We start from the raw sequence: 18,903 nt of genomic DNA on the forward strand, positions 1-18,903 counted from the left end.
GTTCGTCAGCAGTCTGAGGGCTCCTACGGGAGCCCTTTTTCATGCTCCGCCGATGCACGACCAGCATGCTCGCCTACGTCCCGCATACTCAGCGACTTTCCATCCGAGCCCTAGACATGGTGTTCGCGGAACGCCCACAGCCGCGAACCGACGTAGGTGATCAACGGCACAGTCAACGTAGCAATGACGATGGCCCAGAATCCCGCGATCCTGGTGGACGCCAGCAGCGCCGCCAGCACCCCGTTATTGAGTACGAATCCCAGCACCGCCAGGGTAAAAAATCGTTTTGCCCGTCCGCGGCGCCGGAACGTCAGCCGCCGATGGCCGACGAGGGAGATCTGGAAGGCAACCAGAAACCCGCACAGGTTGACGATAAATTCCGACAGCGTCGGCCATAGCGCGCTCAGGACAGCCGCAACCGACAGATGGGCCGCCGTCGCCACCGTGCCTACCAGGCCGAAACGTGCGGCGGTCTTGGCTTCGCGCTTGAGTCGACGTTTCATGAGGTGCGGGAGGCCTCATCGACCAGACCCGCTTTGGCCTCCAGGCTATCTTTGGCCTCCAGGCTAATCTTACCCTCCAGGCTATCTTCGGCGATCAGGTAGAGCGGCCGCTGCTTGGCCTCGATGAACAGGCGTCCCACGTATTCGCCCAGAATCCCGACGGACAGCAGCTGCATGCCACCGAAGAACAGGATCGCCGTCATCAAGGACGCATAGCCGGGGACATCGCTACCCACCACGATCACACGCCCCACGAGAAGCAGAATGTAGAGAAACGCGAGCCCCGCGATGACCGCACCGAAATACATCCAGATGCGCAGCGGCCAGGTCGAGAAGCTGACGAAGCCGTCGATGGCGAAGTTCCAGAGTTTCCAGAAGTTGAACTTGCTCTCTCCGCTCTCTCTCGCCGGCCGGTTGTAATAGACGCCGGTGCAGCGGTATCCGGGCCAGTTGAACAGTCCTTTCATGAACCGGTTACGCTCCGGCAATCGCTTGATCGCCTCGACGACACGGCGATCCATCAGCCGGAAATCCCCCGCGTTACTGGGGATGGGCGTCTCCGCCAGCCGGTTGAAGAAGCGATAGAAAAGCCCGGCGGAGGTCCGTTTCGCCTGGGTATCTTCATCCCGCGATCCCCGAATGCCGTAGACCATGTCGTAGCCATGCTCCCGCCACAGACGAATGAATTCCAGAATCACCTCCGGCGGGTCCTGCAGATCGACATCCATCGGCACCACGGCATCACCGCGCGCATGGTCGAGACCGGCGGTCATGGCAGCTTCCTTGCCGAAATTGCGCGTCAGCGATATCACCCGAGTGCGAGGATCCAGCGCTGCCCGCTCTCGCAACGTGACAAGCGTCGCATCGGTGGAGCCGTCGTCGACGAACAGAATTTCCAGTTGCGGCACCGCATCGCCCAGCGTGCGATCCACGGCTTCCAGGAAACGCGCGATGGCCGCTTCCTCGTTCATTACCGGCACCACGATCGACAACATCCAGTCTCTCTGACGACGCTCCACGAGCACTCCTTGCGCGATGTGCTGCCACCTCATCTCGTATTGGCAGCTTGAGTCATTCGCTACTACGGTAATCCTAGCCGGTAGCAGCGGATGGCGCACAAACAGGCGTAACGCCTACTGAGCCGTAAAAAAACGCTGTTTCAAAATTTTACTGGACATAAAAAACACTGTTTCCTATCATGGCGACGTTGTCTCATAGAATGTGAAGGCCGGTAACACGGCTTCATGATGAAAGGAAGGGAGTACTTATCATGACCAAGACCAAACTGTTTTCTGCAATGGTGGTTGCCGGCGCTTGCGCATTCGGAACCCAAGCCGCTTTCGCCTATGGCGCCGGCGACTTCTATGGCCGTCTGGGCGTTGCCAAGACCGACGTTGACACCGGTTATACCGATGACAACGACAAGGGCGCCTACCTGGGCCTGGGTTACATGGTTCACGACAAGATCGGTGTCGAGCTGAGCTCCATGACCGAAACCAAGGTTCACGCTGAAGGCGGCAACTTCAAGCAGGTTCCGATCAACCTGATGGCTCAGTACTACCCGCTCGGCGGCATGGACTCTGCTGTCCAGCCCTATGCTGGTGTCGGCGTCAACTACACCACGTTCTCCGACGAAAGCGGTGTCGGTAGCGTCGACGATTCCTGGGGCGCAGCCGGCCAGTTGGGCGTCGACCTGAACGTCACCGAAAACTTCGGCTTCAACGCTTTCGCGCAGTACACCGATGTCAGCGCCGACATCAGTGGCGGCCGCGATATCGATCTCGATCCGGTCACCGTCGGTGCCGGTGTCACCGCTCGCTTCTAAGCGATCGGCGATCGATAGCAAAACCGGGCCTCAGGCCCGGTTTTTTGTGTCCGCGATTCAGAAAGCGAACGACCACACTCGCTGTGACCGCTCACGCCTGGGTGACGATGCGGTCGACGACGGCGAGTTCACGGATCACCGGCTCTCTCCTCGAGGCCGGTTCATCCTTGAGCCACACCTCCATTGCCGGCGCGACCGCACAGCTCTCCGGCAATGTCGCACGGGCGTCGATCAGTGCCTGCAGGCGGGCGATAAAGACGTACCGCAGCCACTGCGGCAGCGACATGGTATCGACACAGAATGGCTGCCGGCTTTCGAACGCCGAAGCGTCCGGCCGGGATTCCTCCCAGAAGCCGGCTTCCATCAGGGCCGTTTCCAATTCACGCAAGGCACTGGCCAATTCATCGTGTGGACTCATTCTCTCTCCTGTTGCTGTCTGGAGCTGTCTGGATATGGCGCCTTCAGGGTTGCTCACAGAAACCCTGAAAGAGCCTGTGGATAAACTTGGGACACCTTGATTGGAGCGCCGCAAGCCATGCGCTGGCGGAAACTGTTCAATTTTTGGCCACCCCCTATCCAGCGCCGTCACCGCAAGTTACAGTGCGCGCCTCGATGAACATGACGACCGTCTACCATGCAAACGCTGAGCGATTTTTTCGCCCATAGCGGCGCGGAGCTTGCGCTGTCGACCCTGGGTCGGCGTGTGGCGCCAATGCGTCAGGACACTTTCGCTGCCTTCGAACAGGAGCGCGAACCATGGCCGCTACCCTGGAACGGTCATGCGCAGGTCGCCTGCGCCCTGCGCTGGCCGGCGGCCTATCAGGATCCGGCGATCTGGTTTCTGTCGTTGCCGCTGGATGAACAGGGCATGCTGGTTCCTGCCGCGCGCGACGAATTTCTCGATCGCCTGCTTCAGACTCTGGGCACCCAGCCTGCCGATCCAACACAGAACGGGCTCGCACAAGGCAAGCTGGAGCCGACCAATCTGATGCAGGACAACCCCCTGGCATTCGAGCCGGAGCTGCACCAGCGCGCGCTGCTGCATGCTCGCCTGTCTCGCCATTTCGGGCAACCGTCGTCATCGCATTCGGACATGGTGCGTCGCTACCTCATCGGTGACGACGCTCTCAACTGGCAAATGCTCGGCCTCCAGGGCCTGGCCGATCAGGTGGTCGACAGTGATCCTGCCGTCATCGAGGCATTGACGCTGCGCCTGAACGCGCTGCCCCGCGAGGTGATTCTGCCGCTGTGCTACCTGATGGAGCATGGCGATACGCCGGCCGAGCTGCTGCCCACTCTCTGGCACGCACTCGCCACCACCCGCGAAGCGCAGGATATAGAAACGTTCTGCGCCCTGCTGAGAGCGCTGCTGGGCAGCGACGACCCCAGGGTCGGAGAATGGCTCGATCGTATTCTCGACGACGACGACCTCATGGCCGCCGATTGTCTTGCCGCCATTGCCGCCCGCGGCTGGCAGCACCTCGAACATGAAACCCGGCTCATGCGGTTTCTGGAACGTCTGGCAAGCTGCAGGAATGCCAACTTTCGCCGCGTCGTCCGTGATTTGGCATTGATCCCCCGCCTGCGGCTGCCCATATTGATGATGCTGCGTCAGGCGCCGGCGCACTCTCCCGTGGGCCGGCTCGTCAGAGAATGGAATGCTTGAACCCATGAAAGCACTACCCTACCAGGCCAAGGCGGTCATCGGCCGGCGTGAAATGGTCACGCTACCGGATCTGCACATGACACTCTGCTGCAAGGCGGACACCGGCGCGAGAACATCGGCCCTGCATGCGGAGCGGATCGAACCCTACGAGGAGAACGGCCATCCGTGGGTTCGATTCATCACTCGCTCGAGTGGTCAGCAGAGCACGCACCATGAATGTCAGCTGCCACTGCACGATCGCCGCCGGGTGAGGAGTTCCAACGGCCAGCAGGAATGGCGCTACGTCATTCGTACGCGTCTTCTGCTCGGCGGCCTGGATTTTCCCATCGAGCTGACCCTGACCGATCGCAGCAACATGCGCCACCCCATGCTACTGGGAAGGCGCGCCATGCGGCGGCTTCTGGTTGCCCCTGGTGCCGCGTTCCTGCACGGCGAACCCTGACGGCCCGCTTCACCTCATCTGTCCTTCCATTCACGCATCGGAGTCCCAAGCGCATGCATATCGGCATTCTGTCACGCAATCGTAATCTCTACTCGACGCGGCGCCTGGTCGAGGCCGCCGAGCAGCGTGGCCATACCGTCAGAGTCGTCGACACGCTGCGCTGTTACATGAGCATCGCCTCGCATCGCCCTTCGATCCATTACAAGGGCGCAGAGCTCGAGCCCTTCGATGCGATCGTCCCGCGCATCGGCGCGTCGGTCACGTTCTATGGCTGCGCCGTGCTGAGGCAGTTCGAGATGATGAGCACCTACGTGCTCAACGACTCGGTCGCGATCACTCGCTCGCGAGATAAATTGCGCTCCCTGCAACTGCTCTCCCGCAAGGGGCTTGGGTTACCGGTCACCGGCTTTGCCCACTCGCCCGACGACATCCCCGACCTGATCACCATGGCTAAGGGCGCACCGTTGGTGATCAAGCTGCTGGAAGGCACGCAGGGCATCGGCGTGGTCCTGGCGGAAACCAACCAGGCCGCCGAGTCGGTCATCCAGGCTTTCATGGGCATGAAGGCGAACATCATGGTTCAGGAATACATCAAGGAAGCCAAGGGCGCCGATATTCGCTGTCTCGTGATAGGCGACAAGGTCGTGGCATCGATGAAACGTCAGGCTGCCGACGGCGAATTCCGTTCCAACCTGCACCGCGGCGGCACCGCCAGCGTCATCCGCATCACGCCGGAAGAGCGCTCTACCGCGATTCGTGCAGCCAAGGCCATGGGGCTCGGCGTGGCGGGTGTCGATCTGCTGCGCTCCAACCATGGCCCGGTGATCATGGAGGTCAATTCCTCCCCTGGCCTGCAGGGTATCGAAACCGCGACCGGCAAGGATATCGCGGGCCTGATCGTCGAGCATCTGGAGAAAAATGCCAGCACGCCACGGAAAGCGCCGCCGAAACCCAAGGGCTGATAGATAGCGGTCGAACAAATGGCCGAAAATCCTAAACTTTTTCTGCGCCCGGGGGTGGCAAAACAGTGTTTCCGGCCGCACAATTTGTGTCACCTCAGGAGGTGGCCGCACATGTTTCTCGACAATCGCCAAGTGGCGATGGACAGCGTACTCGAAGCGCTGGCCGACAGTCTCGATTACTTTCAGGACAATCTCGATCGCCTGCGACCGGCGCTGCGTAATGCCCTGAAACCCCATTACGAGGAACGTGGGGCCGCCATGCGCGAACTGCAGCAGCTGGTTCGCGAACATCTCGATATCCTGCCCCGCGATGCCGATGTCGAACGCGACGATTACCTCTGGCTCTGGAGCCGTATCAAGAGCTTCGTCGGCAACGACAGTGCCGTGCTGCTCGGAGAGCTGCTCGAGCAGGAGCGCGTCTTGATGCAGGCGCTGGGCACGGCGTTCACGCATCCTCTGCCGGAAGCCCTGGAGCCCGCGCTGGAACGCTGCTGGAAGAACTGCCGTGCATTGATCCGGGAGATCAACAAGCTGCAGCAACGCCAACGCTGAGAAGCGGTTCCTGGGGGCACGCTACCTTGCTGGCAACGCCTCAGGCTTGGAAGCGTGTCATGGCGACTACAGCTGAATCGGCTCCAAAGGCCCCAGGAAGTAAGGCTTTCGCCCCCAGATGTAAAGATCGCCAAAGGTGGCGGCACGGGCAAGCCATTCGCGTAGACGCAGCCGCCATTCTCCCTCGACGCCATCATCGGGCACCGCACAGCCGGTAGCCTCGATCCCCAGCGCATCGGCAATGAACAGGGCCCGCGGCAAGTGCCAGCCCTGTGAAATCAGCATCAGTCGATCCGCGCCAAACACCTCCTTGGCGCGAACCACGCTATCGAACGTACTGAAGCCGGCATAATCGAGCGTCATGTGCCTATCGCTGATATTGCGATGCCGCAAGGAGCGCCACATGCTGATCGGCTCGTTGTAGTATCGCGTGCGGTTGTCGCCGGAAAGCAGCAGATGCTGGACACGATGAAGCCTCAGCAGTTCTGCCGAGGTCTCCATTCTGGCCTGATAGTAGGGATTCGCGCCCCCTTCCCGCAGCCACTGTGCGGTACCGAAGACCAGCCCGACCGGCTGCATGGCGCATAGAGGCACCTCGTGTTCGACTCGGGCGTGGGTCTTCTGGAGTATCCAGAGATTAATCACCACGACACCGATCACCAGCATCAACAGGCCGGCAAGCAGCGCCTTGAGCAATCCCTTCAGCAGCTCGAGCATAAGTGAACGACACAGAAACGGTGAGGGAAAAACGATCGTCGGGCACCCCGGCCGGGAGTCGAATGGCGATGAGAAATGTCGATCAGCATGTCGCGTTCATTGTCCTGCCAGAAACCGGCTCGCGCAGCCCGAGGAGCGTGGCTTCATGCAGCGTGCCCAGGATCCGTCGACCCTAGAACATTCCCAGCTCCAGGCGCGCCTCTTCGCTCATCATCTCACGGCTCCAGGGCGGATCGAAAACGATTTCCACATGAACCTTGGAGAACTGCGGCGCCCCGAGAATCTTGCGCCGCGCGTCCTCGGCGATCACATCGCCCATGCCGCAACCGGGCGCCGTCAGCGTCATGCGAATGGTCACCATGCGTTCGCCGGTGAGCAGGCGCTCGATACGACAGCCGTAAACCAGCCCGAGATCGACGATGTTGACCGGTATCTCCGGGTCGAAGCATGTCCGCAGCTGCTCCCAGACGAAAGCTTCCATTTCCGCTTCCGTCGCATCGGGATTCAGCGTCGGCCGCTCGAGTGCCTTCAGCCCCAGCGCGTCGAGATCATGACCTTCGATCAGATAGAGACGACCTTCGTAGCTGACGCTGATCGAGTTGCCCTTGGCCTGCATCACCACTACGGTGCTGTCCTCGGCCAGCGTGATGGTCTTGCCGAACGGAATCGAAATGACATCGACATCCCGCTGCAGCGGCATTTCCTGACCCTTGTAGACCTCGTTTAACGGATCCATCATTGCTCCTGACAGAATTGCCGGCCCGGACACGCCGGACGCCGGAACCGGCTCAGCGCAGCATGCCCAGCACGCGCTGCAAGGCCTCGACGAACGCATCGACCTCTTCCGGCGTGTTGTAGACCGCCAGCGAGGCACGACAGGTCGCCTCGACACCGAAATGACTCAATACTGGCTGGGCGCAGTGATGCCCGGTGCGAATCGCCACACCCAACTGATCGATCAACAGACCGATATCTTGGGCATGCGCACCGTCGACGAGAAACGAAATCACGCCCGCCTTCTGCGGTGCCGTGCCGATGATTCTCAGCCCGTCGATCTGTTCGAGCTTCTGGGTTGCATGATCCAGCAGCCACTGCTCCCAGGCCGACAGCCGCTCGATGCCAAGCGCGTTGACCCAGTCCAATCCCGCTCCCATGGCGATGACATCGGCCACCGAAGGCGTTCCCGCCTCGAACCGGTGCGGAACGGCCGCGAATTCGGTGCCATGATCGAAGGAGACTCGCGAGATCATCTCCCCGCCGCCCTGCCACGGCGGCATGGAATCGAGGAGGGAAGCCTTGGCATACAGCGCCCCGGCCCCCATCGGTCCATAGACCTTGTGACCCGAGAACACATAGAAGTCGGCATCCAGCGCCTGCACGTCCACTGCCTGATGCGGCACAGCCTGGGCGCCATCGACCAGAATGAGCGCACCGCAGGCATGGGCGTCGCGCGCCATCTCGGCAATGGGATTGATCGTGCCCAGCGCATTGGAGACATGGTTGACGCAGACCAGCCTGGTCCGCTCGCCCAGCATCTCGCGATAGGCCTCCTGATCGAGTACGCCTCGCGTATCGACGGGGATGACCTTGATCACGATCCCCAGTTCACGCTCGAGCAACTGCCAGGGCACGATGTTGGAGTGATGCTCCATCAACGAGATCACCACCTCGTCGCCCGCCTTCAGGTTGGCCCGGCCCCAGCTGTTGGCGACCAGATTGATCGCCTCGGTGGTCCCCCGCGTGAACACGATCTCGCGCGGCTCGAACGCATTGAGGTGGCGCTGAACCGTAGTGCGCACGCCTTCGAAGGCCGCCGTCGCCTCGTCGGCCAGCGTATGCAGCCCGCGATGGATATTGGCGTTGTAACGACGGTAGTAGTCGCTGAGGCTGTCGATGACCGCCACCGGCGTCTGACTGGTGGCGGCGTTGTCGAGGTAGATCAGCGGTCGACCGTGAACCTCACGATCGAGAATCGGAAAATCCCGACGTATGGCCGCCAGGTCCAGCGTCAGATCGGTAATCGCGGTCATCTCAAGCCTCCTGAATCGCCTCGGCGGTTTCCACCAGGTCGGCCAGGTTGAAGCGCTCCGGCAGACGACCCGCGACGGCTCTTTCGACGCGCTCGGCGATGACGTTGAGACGCACCTTGTCCATGACTTCGCCGACGAAGGCCAATGTCAGCAGCGCCCGAGCCATCGGCTCGTCGATGCCGCGGCTACGCAGCGCATAGACGGCTTCCTCGTCCAGCTGGCCTGTGGTAGCGCCGTGGGAACATTTGACGTCGTCGGCGTAGATCACCAGCTCCGGCTTGGTGTCGATCTCGGCACGGTCGGACAGCAGCAGGTTGGCGTTGTTCTGGTACGCCTCGATCTGCTGCGCGTCCTTCTTGACGAAGACCTTGCCGTTGAACACGCCGCGAGAACGGTCATCTAGCACACCCTTGTAGTTCTCGTTGGAGAACGTGCGCGGCGCGTTGTGATTGACCAGCGTGTGGTTGTCGACGTGCTGACGCCCCTGGACGAAGAACAACCCGTTATAGGCCGCTTCGGCGCCTTCGGCATTGAGATCCGTCACCAGATCGGTACGTACCAGCGCCCCGCCAAGGTTCAGGTTGTACGAGTTGAAGCGGCTGTCGCGCCCCTGATCGACGTGGATGCTGGCCACGTGCAGATCCGTCAGCGCCGCTTCCTGCAACTTGTAGTGATCGACGATGGCACCGCGATCGAGCAGCACTTCGGTCACCACGTTGGTGAAATTGGCGGCGTCGGGCTCGCCCGAATAATGCTCGACGATCGTCGCCTCGGCGCGCGCGCCCGCTTCGATCAGTACCCGCGGATGGCTCATCACCGGCCGTTCGTTGGCCCGCGACAGCAGCAGCACGTAGATCGGCTTGTCGACCACCGTACCGGGTGCCAGACGCACGATGACGCCCTCTTCGGCGAAGGCGGTATTGAGCGCCGTGAACGGCGAGAAATCGACACCCGCCAGACGGCCGAGCGAACCGCCTACTGCCTCGTGGTTGGCAGCCATCGCCCTGGATAGCGGTTCGAGGGAAACGCCGGCCGGCAGGCCGTCGAGCCGGGACAGCTCGGCACTGAACACGCCGTCGACCAGCACCAGCCGATAGGCGTCGATATCCAGGCGCTGCTCGTCGAAGCGGGCAGCGTCGAACGCGGCGTCCGTCGCCAGAGCGAAATCGCCCTCGGCAATACGGCGCACGTCGGTATATTTCCACTCTTCGTCACGTCGCGTGGGAAAACCCAAGGCCTCGAAGCGCGCCGCGCCGGCCTGGCGCCGTGCCGCGACCCAGCTGGGGTCTTCGGCGCGGCGTGCGGTCAGACGCTCGAGAAAGCGTTCCGGTGCACTCATGCGGCAGATCCCTCCAGCACCCAATCGTAACCGCGGGCTTCGAGTTCCAGCGCCAGGTCCTTGTCGCCGCTCTTGACGATACGACCATCGACCAGCACGTGAACATGATCCGGCTCGATGTGATTGAGCAGGCGCTGATAGTGCGTCACCAGCAGAATGGCGCGATTGGCGTCACGCAACGAGTTGACGCCATCGGCTACGACCTTCATGGCGTCGATATCGAGACCGGAGTCGATCTCGTCGAGCATCGCCAGCTTCGGCTGCAGCACCAGCATCTGCAGGATCTCGTTGCGCTTCTTCTCGCCGCCGGAGAATCCTTCGTTGACCGCTCGCTGCAGGAAGCTCGGGTCCATCTTCATCTCGGCGCTCTTTTCGCGCACCAGCTTCATGAACTCCGGCGCCGGAATCTCCCCTTCACCGCGCGCGGCGCGCTGGGCATTGAGCGCCGCCTTGAGCAGGTAGATATTCTTGACCCCGGGGATTTCGACCGGGTACTGGAATCCCAGCAACAGACCGGCGCGAGCCCGTTCCTCGATTTCCATTTCGAGCACATCCTGACCTTCGAACAGGATCGTGCCCTGCGTCACCTCATAACCGTCCTTGCCGGCGATCACCGCCGACAGGGTCGACTTGCCCGCGCCATTCGGCCCCATGATGGCATGGACCTCACCGGCATTGATGGTCAGATTGAGGCCCTTGAGGATCGCTTTGTCCTCGACCGTAACGTGAAGATCTTTGACTTCGAGCATGTGAAACCCTTGAAACGAGAGAGACCGCCAACGCAGCCTCCCGAATTGGCATATGAATTCGTGGCGGCGAATCAGCCCACCGAACCTTCCAGCGTGACGTTGAGCAGCGCCTCGGCCTCGACCGCAAACTCCATCGGCAGCTCCTGGAAGACATCCTTGCAGAAGCCGTTGACGATCATGCTTACCGCGTCCTCTTCGTCGATCCCGCGCGCGCGGCAGTAGAACAGCTGGTCATCGGCGATCTTGGACGTGGTGGCCTCGTGCTCGACGGTGGCGGTGCTGTTGCCGATCTCCTGATAAGGGAACGTGTGGGCGCCGCACTGGTCGCCGATCAACAGCGAATCACACTGGGTATAGTTGCGTGCGCCCTTGGCCCGCGGCCCGATCTTGACCAGACCGCGGTAGGCCTGGTCGCTGCGACCGGCGGCGATCCCCTTGGCGACGATCGTCGAGCGGGTATTCTCGCCGATATGGATCATCTTGGTGCCGGTGTCGGCCTGCTGGCGACCGTTGGTCACCGCGACCGAATAGAACTCGCCGATGCTCTCCTTGCCACGCAGCATGCAGGAGGGGTACTTCCAGGTGATGGCGGAGCCGGTCTCGACCTGCGTCCAGCTGATGCGGGAGCGATCGCCACGACAGTCGCCACGCTTGGTGACGAAGTTGTAGATGCCGCCCTTGCCTTCCTCGTCGCCCGGATACCAGTTCTGCACCGTGGAGTACTTGATGTAGGCGTCTTCCAGCGCGACCAGCTCGACCACCGCCGCGTGGAGCTGGTTCTCGTCACGCATCGGCGCGGTACAGCCTTCGAGGTAGGAAACCTGCGCCTGCTTGTCGCAGATGATCAGCGTACGCTCGAACTGGCCGGTATTGGCGGCGTTGATCCGGAAGTAGGTCGACAGCTCCATCGGGCACTTGACGCCTTCCGGTACGTAGACGAACGAGCCATCGGTGAAGACCGCGGAGTTGAGCGCGGCGAAATAGTTGTCGGCCTGCGGCACTACCGTCCCCAGATACTGGCGCACCAGTTCCGGGTACTCGCGAATCGCCTCGGAGATGGAGCAGAAGATGACCCCGGCCTCGTGGAGCTTCTCCTTGAACGTCGTGGTCACCGATACCGAATCGAACACGGCATCGACGGCCACCCCCGCCAGCGCCGCCCGCTCGTGCAGCGGAATACCCAGCTTTTCGTAGGTTTCCAGCAGCTTGGGGTCGACCTCGTCCAGGCTCTGCGGGCGGTCTTCCGGCTTCTTCGGCGCACTGAAATAGGAGATTGCCTGATAGTCGATGGGGGGATATTCGAGATGCGCCCAGGACGGCGGCGTCATCTTGAGCCACTGGTGATAGGCTTCGAGACGCCACTCGAGCATCCATTGCGGCTCTTCTTTCTTCTGGGAAATGAAGGCGATCGTGCTTTCATCCAGGCCCGGCGGCACGGTATCGCTTTCGATGTCGGTCACGAATCCCTGCTTGTATTCGCGACGGACCAACTGCTCCATCTCTTCGCTAGCCATGGTCTTCTCTCCTCTCCACCGAGAGTCTTATGACGAAGACGCAGTCCCGAACAGACACGAGAAGCGGCAAGACCCTCACCGCGACTGCACCTGCCATTGCCACGTCTTCTTAATGTTCGCGCACTGCCCCGGTCGTCGAGGGCAACGTCACGCTTTGAATCGGTAACTGTACCGGCAACTTGAGCGGGCCGGACTGAGCGAGATGCGCCAACGTGACACAGTCGAGCAGTGTCCGTATCGCCTGTGACACCCGCTGCCAATTGTCGGCGACGCCGCAGGTATCCATCAGCTCGCAGTCTCCGTCGGCATGGCTGCACTCGGTCATGCCGATCGGCCCCTCGATGGCGGCAATAATGTCGCTGGCGGTGATCTCCGCCGGCGACCGGGAAAGCACATAACCCCCATGCGAACCGCGACGCGACTCGAGCAACCCGCTCTTGGAAAGCATCTTTAGCGTCTTTCCTACCGTGGGATGAGGCAGGCTCACGCGTACCGCCAGTTCGGCTGCCGTATGCGCCTGCTCGGGATCCCGTGCGATCTGCGCCATGATCACTGCCGCATAATCCGTCAATTTCGATAGTTTCAGCATGCCTTGATGCCCTCTCGATCCTGACAGCCGCTATATAGGACCATTTTAGTCCTCTTTAACCACGCTGTGAACCCTTGGTCTCGCCAGCGAATCGCGGCCCCACCTGCCTGGCAAGCGCCCCGGCGCCGATCGGAACGGGGAACCCGTTCACAGGCAAGCGATGTCGTTGAATTACGCAACATCAAAAGAACACAAAAAGAAAAACTCGGAAAACTAAGATTCTCAATCACACCTTTAGTAACTGGAAGTTACCAAAACCGCTTCAGGACGCCTTTTTGGCGTCTCCAACTCGAGACAAGGGATGTCGTCATAAAGTCACACGCTGTGCAATAGAACGACACTAAAGCCGCATTCTCGTTTACATGAGATTTTTCTTAATTGGAACGAAAGGCACTTTGACACTAACGTTGTCCCTGTATTTCGGAAACACTGTTTGTCATTAGCTGTAAAGAGGCGAGGTCCTAAAGGCCTGTAGAATCAATCACTTGACATCCTAATAAAAACTAGCCTCGCGATATGGCCGGCTTTTGTAATTCCTGTCGCCGCCATTACGCGATGCTTTGCAGAACGTAAGTCTTTACAGCAAATGACAGTTTGCCGTGTTCAACACCAATGAATGAATGCCAGTGATTGGCAGATCGAGTGGCCGACGCCACGGGACAGCTCGTGAATGTCGGACACATAACGATACGAATCAGCAAGGAGAGCCATCATGCGGATTACCATTTTTGGAACGGGTTATGTAGGTCTCGTTACCGGAACCTGTCTCGCCGATGCCGGCCATGAAGTCATGTGCATGGATGTCGACAGCGACAAGATCGCCGGTCTCGAGAACGGCATCGTCCCTATCTATGAGCCCGGTCTGGAAGCACTGATCAAACAGAACGTGGCCGAAGAACGCCTGCTGTTCACCACCGACCCTGCGGTGGCGGCCAATTTCGGCACCCTGCAGTTCATCGCCGTGGGTACGCCGCCGGACGAAGATGGCAGCGCCGACCTGAAATACGTCCTCAGCGTGGCAGATACCATTGCTACCCACATGCAGGAGTACAAGCTGGTCATCGACAAGTCCACCGTGCCCGTAGGGACGGCAGACCGTGTCACTGACGCCATTTCCCGCCGGCTGCAGCAGCGCGACGTGGACATCCCCTTCGACGTCTGTTCGAACCCCGAGTTCCTCAAGGAAGGTTCTGCCGTCGAAGATTTCTCGCAGGGCGCACGCATCATCATCGGCTGCGACTCTCCTCGCGTCGAACCGCTGATGCGCGAGTGCTATGCCCCCTACAACCGGCGCCAGGAAAAGCTGATGTTCATGGACATCCGCAGCGCCGAACTGACCAAGTACGCCGCCAACGCCATGCTGGCGACCAAGATCAGCTTCATGAACGAAGTGTCGAATCTGGCCGAGCGGCTCGGCGCCGATGTCGAAAACGTGCGCCGGGGTATCGGAAGCGACCCGCGCATCGGCTACAGCTTCATCTATCCCGGCTGCGGCTATGGCGGCTCCTGCTTTCCGAAGGACGTCCAGGCGCTCGCTCGCACCGCCAGCGGCGTCGGCTACGAGGCGGAACTGCTCAACGCGGTCGAGGCGGTCAACTACCGTCAGAAGGCGAGTCTTTTCACCAAGCTGTCTCAAGCACTCGATGGTGACCTGCAAGGCAAGACCATCGCCGTCTGGGGGCTGGCGTTCAAACCCAACACCGACGACATGCGCGAGGCCCCGAGTCGCGAGCTGATGGAAGCGGTATGGGCAGCCGGCGGCAAGGTTCGTGCCTACGATCCGGAAGCCACGAAGGAGTGTCAGCGAATTTACGGCGAGCGGGACGACCTGGTGCTGACGAAACGTCGTGACGACACCCTCGAAGGCGCCGATGCGCTGGTCATCTGCACCGAGTGGAAAGCCTTCCGCACCGTCGACTTCCGCCGCCTGCGCGAGCAGCTGACCACGCCAGCGATCATCGATGGCCGCAACCTGTTCAACCCGGAAAGCGTGCGTGCCGCCGGCCTGCTCTACTTCGCGGTCGGTCGCGCCGACTCGCTTCGCATCTCCCAGCCCACCGAGGCCCCCGCGCCGTTGGCGTCACAGACCGAGCGCAGCGGCCCGGGCATCGCCTACACGCTATAACGCGCGATGCCGTCGGCGGCGGCAATGACCGCCGCCGCCCCGATTTCCGTCACGGTCCAGGCTGGTGCCATTGCACGGGCCTGCAGGAATCAAGCGCTGTCTGAAAAATCGACGAGCGATAGCCAGACAAGGCGCAACGACCGTAGGGAGCAACAGCCGAAGGCTGGCCCGAAGGGTAAGCGTAGCGAATCAAGATCGGCGAAAAAGGACCGGGCTGGCGTCCCAGTTTACGCGGAGTAAATGAGCATTTTGAGCCGATTTTTAACGCCGTATGCGTGAGCGCTGACATTTTTCAGACAAAGCGTAGCGTCTGCTCGGCGGGTTCGGCAGACCCGCAAGGGACGACGTCAAGGAACGACTCCAAGGACATCCCGATGAGCCATATCAACTACACCCGAGCCAGGCCCAGCAAAGCCTCAGTGGCGACCGAAGCAACGGTCATCCTGCTGCTGGCGGCGCTGACCCTGCTGCTGGTGACCCATCTGCCGGGCGAAGTCTTTCACCCCGGCTCGAAGAGCTTCATCTTCGCCGTGGGCCTGATAGGGGCCTGGCGTTACTCGTGGTGGTTCGTGCAGGCGGTACGCTCCGTCTGGTACAACCGCCGCATGTTTCCTCGGCTGCGGGCCGAGGCTGATGCCGTCGGCGCCAGAGAGACGCCGGACGCGCTCTATATCCTGTGCACCTCGTTTCGGATCGACACCGAGGTCACCTTTGCCGTCTACGACGCGCTGATCCGCGATGCCGCGGACTACGGCGTGCCGACGACGCTGTTCGCCGCCATCGCCGACCGCAGCGATGTCGACATCATCGACCAGGTGATGGAAGAACATGGCTGGCCCGACAACGTCAGTGTCCGCTATATGTTTCAGAAAGGTGACGGCAAACGCTCGGCCATGGCCGAGGTACTGCGCGCCATCTCCCGCTGCATGCCGACACACCGCTCGCTGCTGGTCAGCATGGACGGTGACATCCGCATCGAACCCGGCACGCTGGAACGTTCGCTATCGTTCTTTCTGGCCAAGGATGACCTGGGGGCGATCACCACCAACAATAACGCGGTGGTCATCGGCAACGATGTGACCAAGGAGTGGTACGACCTGCGCTACGCCCAGCGCCATCTGGTCATGAGCTCGACCTCGGTATCCGAGCGACTGCTCGTCCTGACCGGCCGCTACAGCGCGTTTCGTGCCGATCTCGCCACGGAGCCCGAATTCATCGAGCTGGTCGAGAACGACCACGTCGAGCACTGGCGTTTCGGCAACTTCAAGTTCCTCTCCGGCGATGACAAGTCGACCTGGTTCTGGCTGCTCAAGCATCGCTGGAAGATGCTTTATCTCCCGGATGTCTACGTCACCGGCTTCGAGGAGCTGCCCGAGCGTCGCCGATTCTTCAAGTCGACGCTGGATCTGATGCGCCGCTGGTTCGGCAACATGCTGCGTACCAACGGCCGTGCCATCGCGCTGGGGCCAAGCCGCATGGGCTGGTTCACCTGGTGGAGCCTCGTCGACCAGCGGCTTTCCATGTGGACCACGCTGATCGGCCCGACCATCGCCATCATGCTGACGCTGTTCGTGCGCCCGTCGTTCATCTTCGCCTATCTGCTGTGGATCCTGATGACCCGCGGCCTGACCAGCCTGGTACTGGCCTGGCAGCGCGGACGCTGGAGCGCACTGTGGGTGCCAATGCTCTACTACAACCAGCTCAGCGGCGCGATCCTGAAGACCTACGTCAGCTTTCGCTTCAACCGTCAGAAATGGTCACGTCAGGGCATTTCCGCCGGCGAGCCCGACGATCCTCGCGCAGCCCGTCGTCAGCGACTGGGTGGCCATTTCATCCACGCCCTCTACCTGGGCGGGCTGATATTCGTGCTGGCCGTCTTCGGCGGCATCATGGCCCCGGCCGATCGCCTGTCGATCGCGGCGATGACCGGCGCCCAGCCGGAGACGCTCGAGGAAGACGCCGCCGACAATCGCTGGCTCGCATTGACGCTGGCCGACGCACCGGAGGGCGGCAGCGTTCATCTGCCCGCCGGCCACTACCGGATCGATGCCCGATTCAACGACCAGGTCGCCTCGCTGGACAGGATTCGCGGCACCAGCCTTCACGGCTATGGCGACCCGGACGATCCGACCACGCTGGAAGTCGGCACCGGACTCGCCTCGCAGATCCGCTTCGGCGACACCACGCTCGCCAGCGCTGGCAAGTTCGACTGTGACGCCCAGCAGCCCTGTCAGATTCAGCTTGCCGGTCACGCTATCCAGCTGACGGCGCTATCGCTGTCGCTCGAAGGCAGCCACATGGAAGACAACGCGCTGGCACAGAACCGCCAGTAGCCAGGGAATTTCAAGGAGACTTCACCATGTCAGATCACGATCGCCAGTCAGGCCATGACAACGAGACACGCCGGGATCCGGATCAGCTGCGCCATGAACGCCGCGACGAGCGCCGCCATGTCCGCGTCGAAATGCCCTTCAACGTTCGTCTGGGGGATGATCGGGTCGTCAAGGGCCACGATCTCTCGATGGGAGGCTTTTCCGCCGAGACCTCGATGCATTTGGAGCGCCACCGCGAGATCCCCGTTGCGCTAATGCTGACCGCCAGCGGTGTCGAGCTGGCCCTGCCCGCGATGGCGCGCCCACTGCGCGAGATCGGCGACGCGCGCCAACAGCGCGTCGCGTTCGAGTTCACCCAGATGGAACCCCGCCAGCGCGATATTCTGCGCCGGGTGATTCGAGCCCAGATGAGCGGACGCCACGTCAGCCTCGATGGCCTGGTCGACCCGCAGGATGCCCAGACCCCCCGCAAGCGCCGTGGCAACGTCGCGACACCGGCCACCAAGCCCAAGCGTCGCGTTCCCATGTTCCGCTACCTGGCACTGCTCGTCGCCGCGGGCGTCTTGACGGCGGCAGTGGCCGCGACCGTCTATCGTAATGTCTTTCTGATCGAGCCGAGCTTCGCCGCGGTAACGGCGCCGCGGACGGATATCCTGGCGCCCGGCGCCGGCCAGTTGAAAGACCTGGAGCTCAACGCCGGCGACAAGGTCAAGCGCGACCAGCCGCTGATCCGGGTCAATAACGCCGAACTCCAGAACGATCTGCTGCTGTCCCAGGCCTCGTTCGACTACAACAAGCGCCTGATCGATAACCTCCAGGACAGCCTCGACGATGCTGGAAACCACAAGGTCAGCGTGGCGACATCCTCCAACCCCGCAGACGGCGAGCTGGGTTACGAGACCCTGTCGCCGGAAATCGCGAGGACACGGGTAGAGCAGTTCGAGACGGCCCGCGACTACGAAAGTTCGCGTATCGATGCCTACAAGGCACGGGTATCGGCCAACACCATCTACAGCCCGTGTGACTGCGAAGTGGCCTGGGCACTCAGCGCTGCCGGCGGCACCTACGTCAACGAAGGGGACCGTGTCATGACGCTGGTCAGCACCCACAACAACGACGTCATGGTCGAGGCGCTGGTGCACATGGACGATATCGGCGATATCGAGAACCACCAGCAGGCCTATATCGCCCTGCCCAATGCCTCGGAGCCGATTCCCGCGCGTGTGCGTAGCGTCGCACTCGATGTCGAACGCCAGCCGCGTGCCGGCTTCCCGGACTGGGTGCGCCAGCAGCAGAACGTGGCGAGCGTGCTGCTGGTACCGGAAGAGACATTGCCGGCCAGCGCCGTGGGTACGCCGGTCGATGTCCGCTTCACCGAAGCGCCGATGCTCGACACGGCCGCCGAGTGGACCTACCAGGCGGGCCGCGCCATGTATCAAGGCGTTCAATCGTTGTGGACGAGTGCCGCCGACGGAATGAAAAGCGCCATGAACTGAGCCTTCGACTGGCCGTCGCGTGAAGCGACCGTGAAGCGCTACCGAAACCCATCGCAAACGA

At 61.5% G+C, this 18,903-nt stretch carries 18 protein-coding genes; 8 read left to right on the forward strand and 10 right to left on the reverse strand.

The window, feature by feature from the left end:
- Positions 1 to 110: 110 nt before the first annotated feature.
- Positions 111 to 503 carry a GtrA family protein gene (locus R5R73_RS13235; RefSeq protein ID WP_110634707.1) on the reverse strand — a complete coding sequence of 131 codons (393 nt, stop codon included), beginning with the start codon at positions 501 to 503 and terminating at the stop codon, positions 111 to 113.
- Positions 500 to 1,522, reverse strand: a complete 1,023-nt coding sequence (locus tag R5R73_RS13240) for a glycosyltransferase family 2 protein (protein ID WP_322527753.1) — start codon at positions 1,520 to 1,522, stop codon at positions 500 to 502. The genes R5R73_RS13235 and R5R73_RS13240 overlap by 4 nt, the downstream gene beginning before the upstream one ends.
- Before the next feature lie 251 nt (positions 1,523 to 1,773).
- On the opposite strand from R5R73_RS13240, the gene R5R73_RS13245 reads away from it, so the two are divergent.
- A complete protein-coding gene (locus tag R5R73_RS13245; RefSeq protein ID WP_071233232.1) occupies positions 1,774 to 2,328 on the forward strand; it encodes an OmpW/AlkL family protein in 555 nt (184 codons plus the stop codon).
- 91 nt (positions 2,329 to 2,419) lie between these two features.
- Here the strand turns inward: R5R73_RS13245 and R5R73_RS13250 are convergent, their stop codons facing one another.
- Entirely contained in the window at positions 2,420 to 2,746 is a 327-nt protein-coding gene (locus R5R73_RS13250; RefSeq protein WP_071233233.1) for a YqcC family protein, read from the reverse strand.
- Between the two features lie 216 nt (positions 2,747 to 2,962).
- Between R5R73_RS13250 and R5R73_RS13255 the strand changes: the two genes are divergently transcribed.
- The 4 genes from R5R73_RS13255 (at position 2,963) to R5R73_RS13270 (ending at position 5,950) form a co-directional block, all read left to right on the forward strand.
- A complete protein-coding gene (locus R5R73_RS13255; RefSeq protein ID WP_322527754.1) occupies positions 2,963 to 3,994 on the forward strand; it encodes a DUF3549 family protein in 1,032 nt (343 codons plus the stop codon).
- A gap of 4 nt (positions 3,995 to 3,998) precedes the next feature.
- The gene (locus R5R73_RS13260) at positions 3,999 to 4,436 is read left to right on the forward strand and encodes an ATP-dependent zinc protease (RefSeq protein WP_071233235.1); all 438 of its coding nucleotides are present in this window, start codon (positions 3,999 to 4,001) and stop codon (positions 4,434 to 4,436) included.
- Between the two features lie 53 nt (positions 4,437 to 4,489).
- Positions 4,490 to 5,398 (forward strand): 30S ribosomal protein S6--L-glutamate ligase, encoded by a 909-nt coding sequence (rimK, locus tag R5R73_RS13265; protein WP_322527755.1) that lies wholly within the window; start codon positions 4,490 to 4,492, stop codon positions 5,396 to 5,398.
- A gap of 111 nt (positions 5,399 to 5,509) precedes the next feature.
- Complete coding sequence (locus R5R73_RS13270; RefSeq protein WP_071233237.1) at positions 5,510 to 5,950, forward strand: hypothetical protein; 441 nt, start codon at positions 5,510 to 5,512, stop codon at positions 5,948 to 5,950.
- Positions 5,951 to 6,016: 66 nt separating this feature from the next.
- Here R5R73_RS13270 and R5R73_RS13275 read toward each other — a convergent pair whose 3' ends face one another.
- The 7 genes from R5R73_RS13275 to R5R73_RS13305 form a co-directional block, all read right to left on the reverse strand.
- Entirely contained in the window at positions 6,017 to 6,667 is a 651-nt protein-coding gene (locus tag R5R73_RS13275; RefSeq protein ID WP_071233238.1) for a SanA/YdcF family protein, read from the reverse strand.
- A gap of 172 nt (positions 6,668 to 6,839) precedes the next feature.
- Positions 6,840 to 7,403, reverse strand: a complete 564-nt coding sequence (gene sufT, locus R5R73_RS13280) for a putative Fe-S cluster assembly protein SufT (protein WP_071233239.1) — start codon at positions 7,401 to 7,403, stop codon at positions 6,840 to 6,842.
- 52 nt (positions 7,404 to 7,455) lie between these two features.
- The gene (locus tag R5R73_RS13285) at positions 7,456 to 8,697 is read right to left on the reverse strand and encodes a cysteine desulfurase (protein ID WP_322527756.1); all 1,242 of its coding nucleotides are present in this window, start codon (positions 8,695 to 8,697) and stop codon (positions 7,456 to 7,458) included.
- Position 8,698: 1 nt separating this feature from the next.
- Positions 8,699 to 10,036, reverse strand: coding sequence for a Fe-S cluster assembly protein SufD (gene sufD, locus R5R73_RS13290; protein ID WP_322527757.1), 1,338 nt, complete (start codon positions 10,034 to 10,036; stop codon positions 8,699 to 8,701).
- Positions 10,033 to 10,785 (reverse strand): Fe-S cluster assembly ATPase SufC, encoded by a 753-nt coding sequence (sufC, locus tag R5R73_RS13295; RefSeq protein ID WP_071233242.1) that lies wholly within the window; start codon positions 10,783 to 10,785, stop codon positions 10,033 to 10,035. Before sufC ends, sufD begins: the two co-directional genes overlap by 4 nt.
- A 71-nt stretch (positions 10,786 to 10,856) precedes the next feature.
- Positions 10,857 to 12,299 carry a Fe-S cluster assembly protein SufB gene (sufB, locus tag R5R73_RS13300; protein WP_071233243.1) on the reverse strand — a complete coding sequence of 481 codons (1,443 nt, stop codon included), beginning with the start codon at positions 12,297 to 12,299 and terminating at the stop codon, positions 10,857 to 10,859.
- A 109-nt stretch (positions 12,300 to 12,408) separates the two neighbouring features.
- Positions 12,409 to 12,888 (reverse strand): SUF system Fe-S cluster assembly regulator, encoded by a 480-nt coding sequence (locus R5R73_RS13305; protein WP_071233244.1) that lies wholly within the window; start codon positions 12,886 to 12,888, stop codon positions 12,409 to 12,411.
- A 712-nt stretch (positions 12,889 to 13,600) separates the two neighbouring features.
- Between R5R73_RS13305 and R5R73_RS13310 the strand changes: the two genes are divergently transcribed.
- From R5R73_RS13310 to R5R73_RS13320, 3 genes are all read left to right on the forward strand, one after another.
- The gene (locus R5R73_RS13310; RefSeq protein WP_322527758.1) at positions 13,601 to 15,013 is read left to right on the forward strand and encodes a UDP-glucose/GDP-mannose dehydrogenase family protein; all 1,413 of its coding nucleotides are present in this window, start codon (positions 13,601 to 13,603) and stop codon (positions 15,011 to 15,013) included.
- 374 nt (positions 15,014 to 15,387) lie between these two features.
- Positions 15,388 to 17,346 (forward strand): glycosyltransferase, encoded by a 1,959-nt coding sequence (locus R5R73_RS13315; RefSeq protein WP_322527759.1) that lies wholly within the window; start codon positions 15,388 to 15,390, stop codon positions 17,344 to 17,346.
- A 26-nt stretch (positions 17,347 to 17,372) separates the two neighbouring features.
- A complete protein-coding gene (locus R5R73_RS13320; RefSeq protein WP_110634693.1) occupies positions 17,373 to 18,842 on the forward strand; it encodes an HlyD family efflux transporter periplasmic adaptor subunit in 1,470 nt (489 codons plus the stop codon).
- Positions 18,843 to 18,903 lie beyond the last annotated feature (61 nt).

The sequence above is a fragment of the Salinicola sp. LHM genome, assembly GCF_034479735.1.
GTDB lineage: Bacteria > Pseudomonadota > Gammaproteobacteria > Pseudomonadales > Halomonadaceae > Salinicola > Salinicola salarius.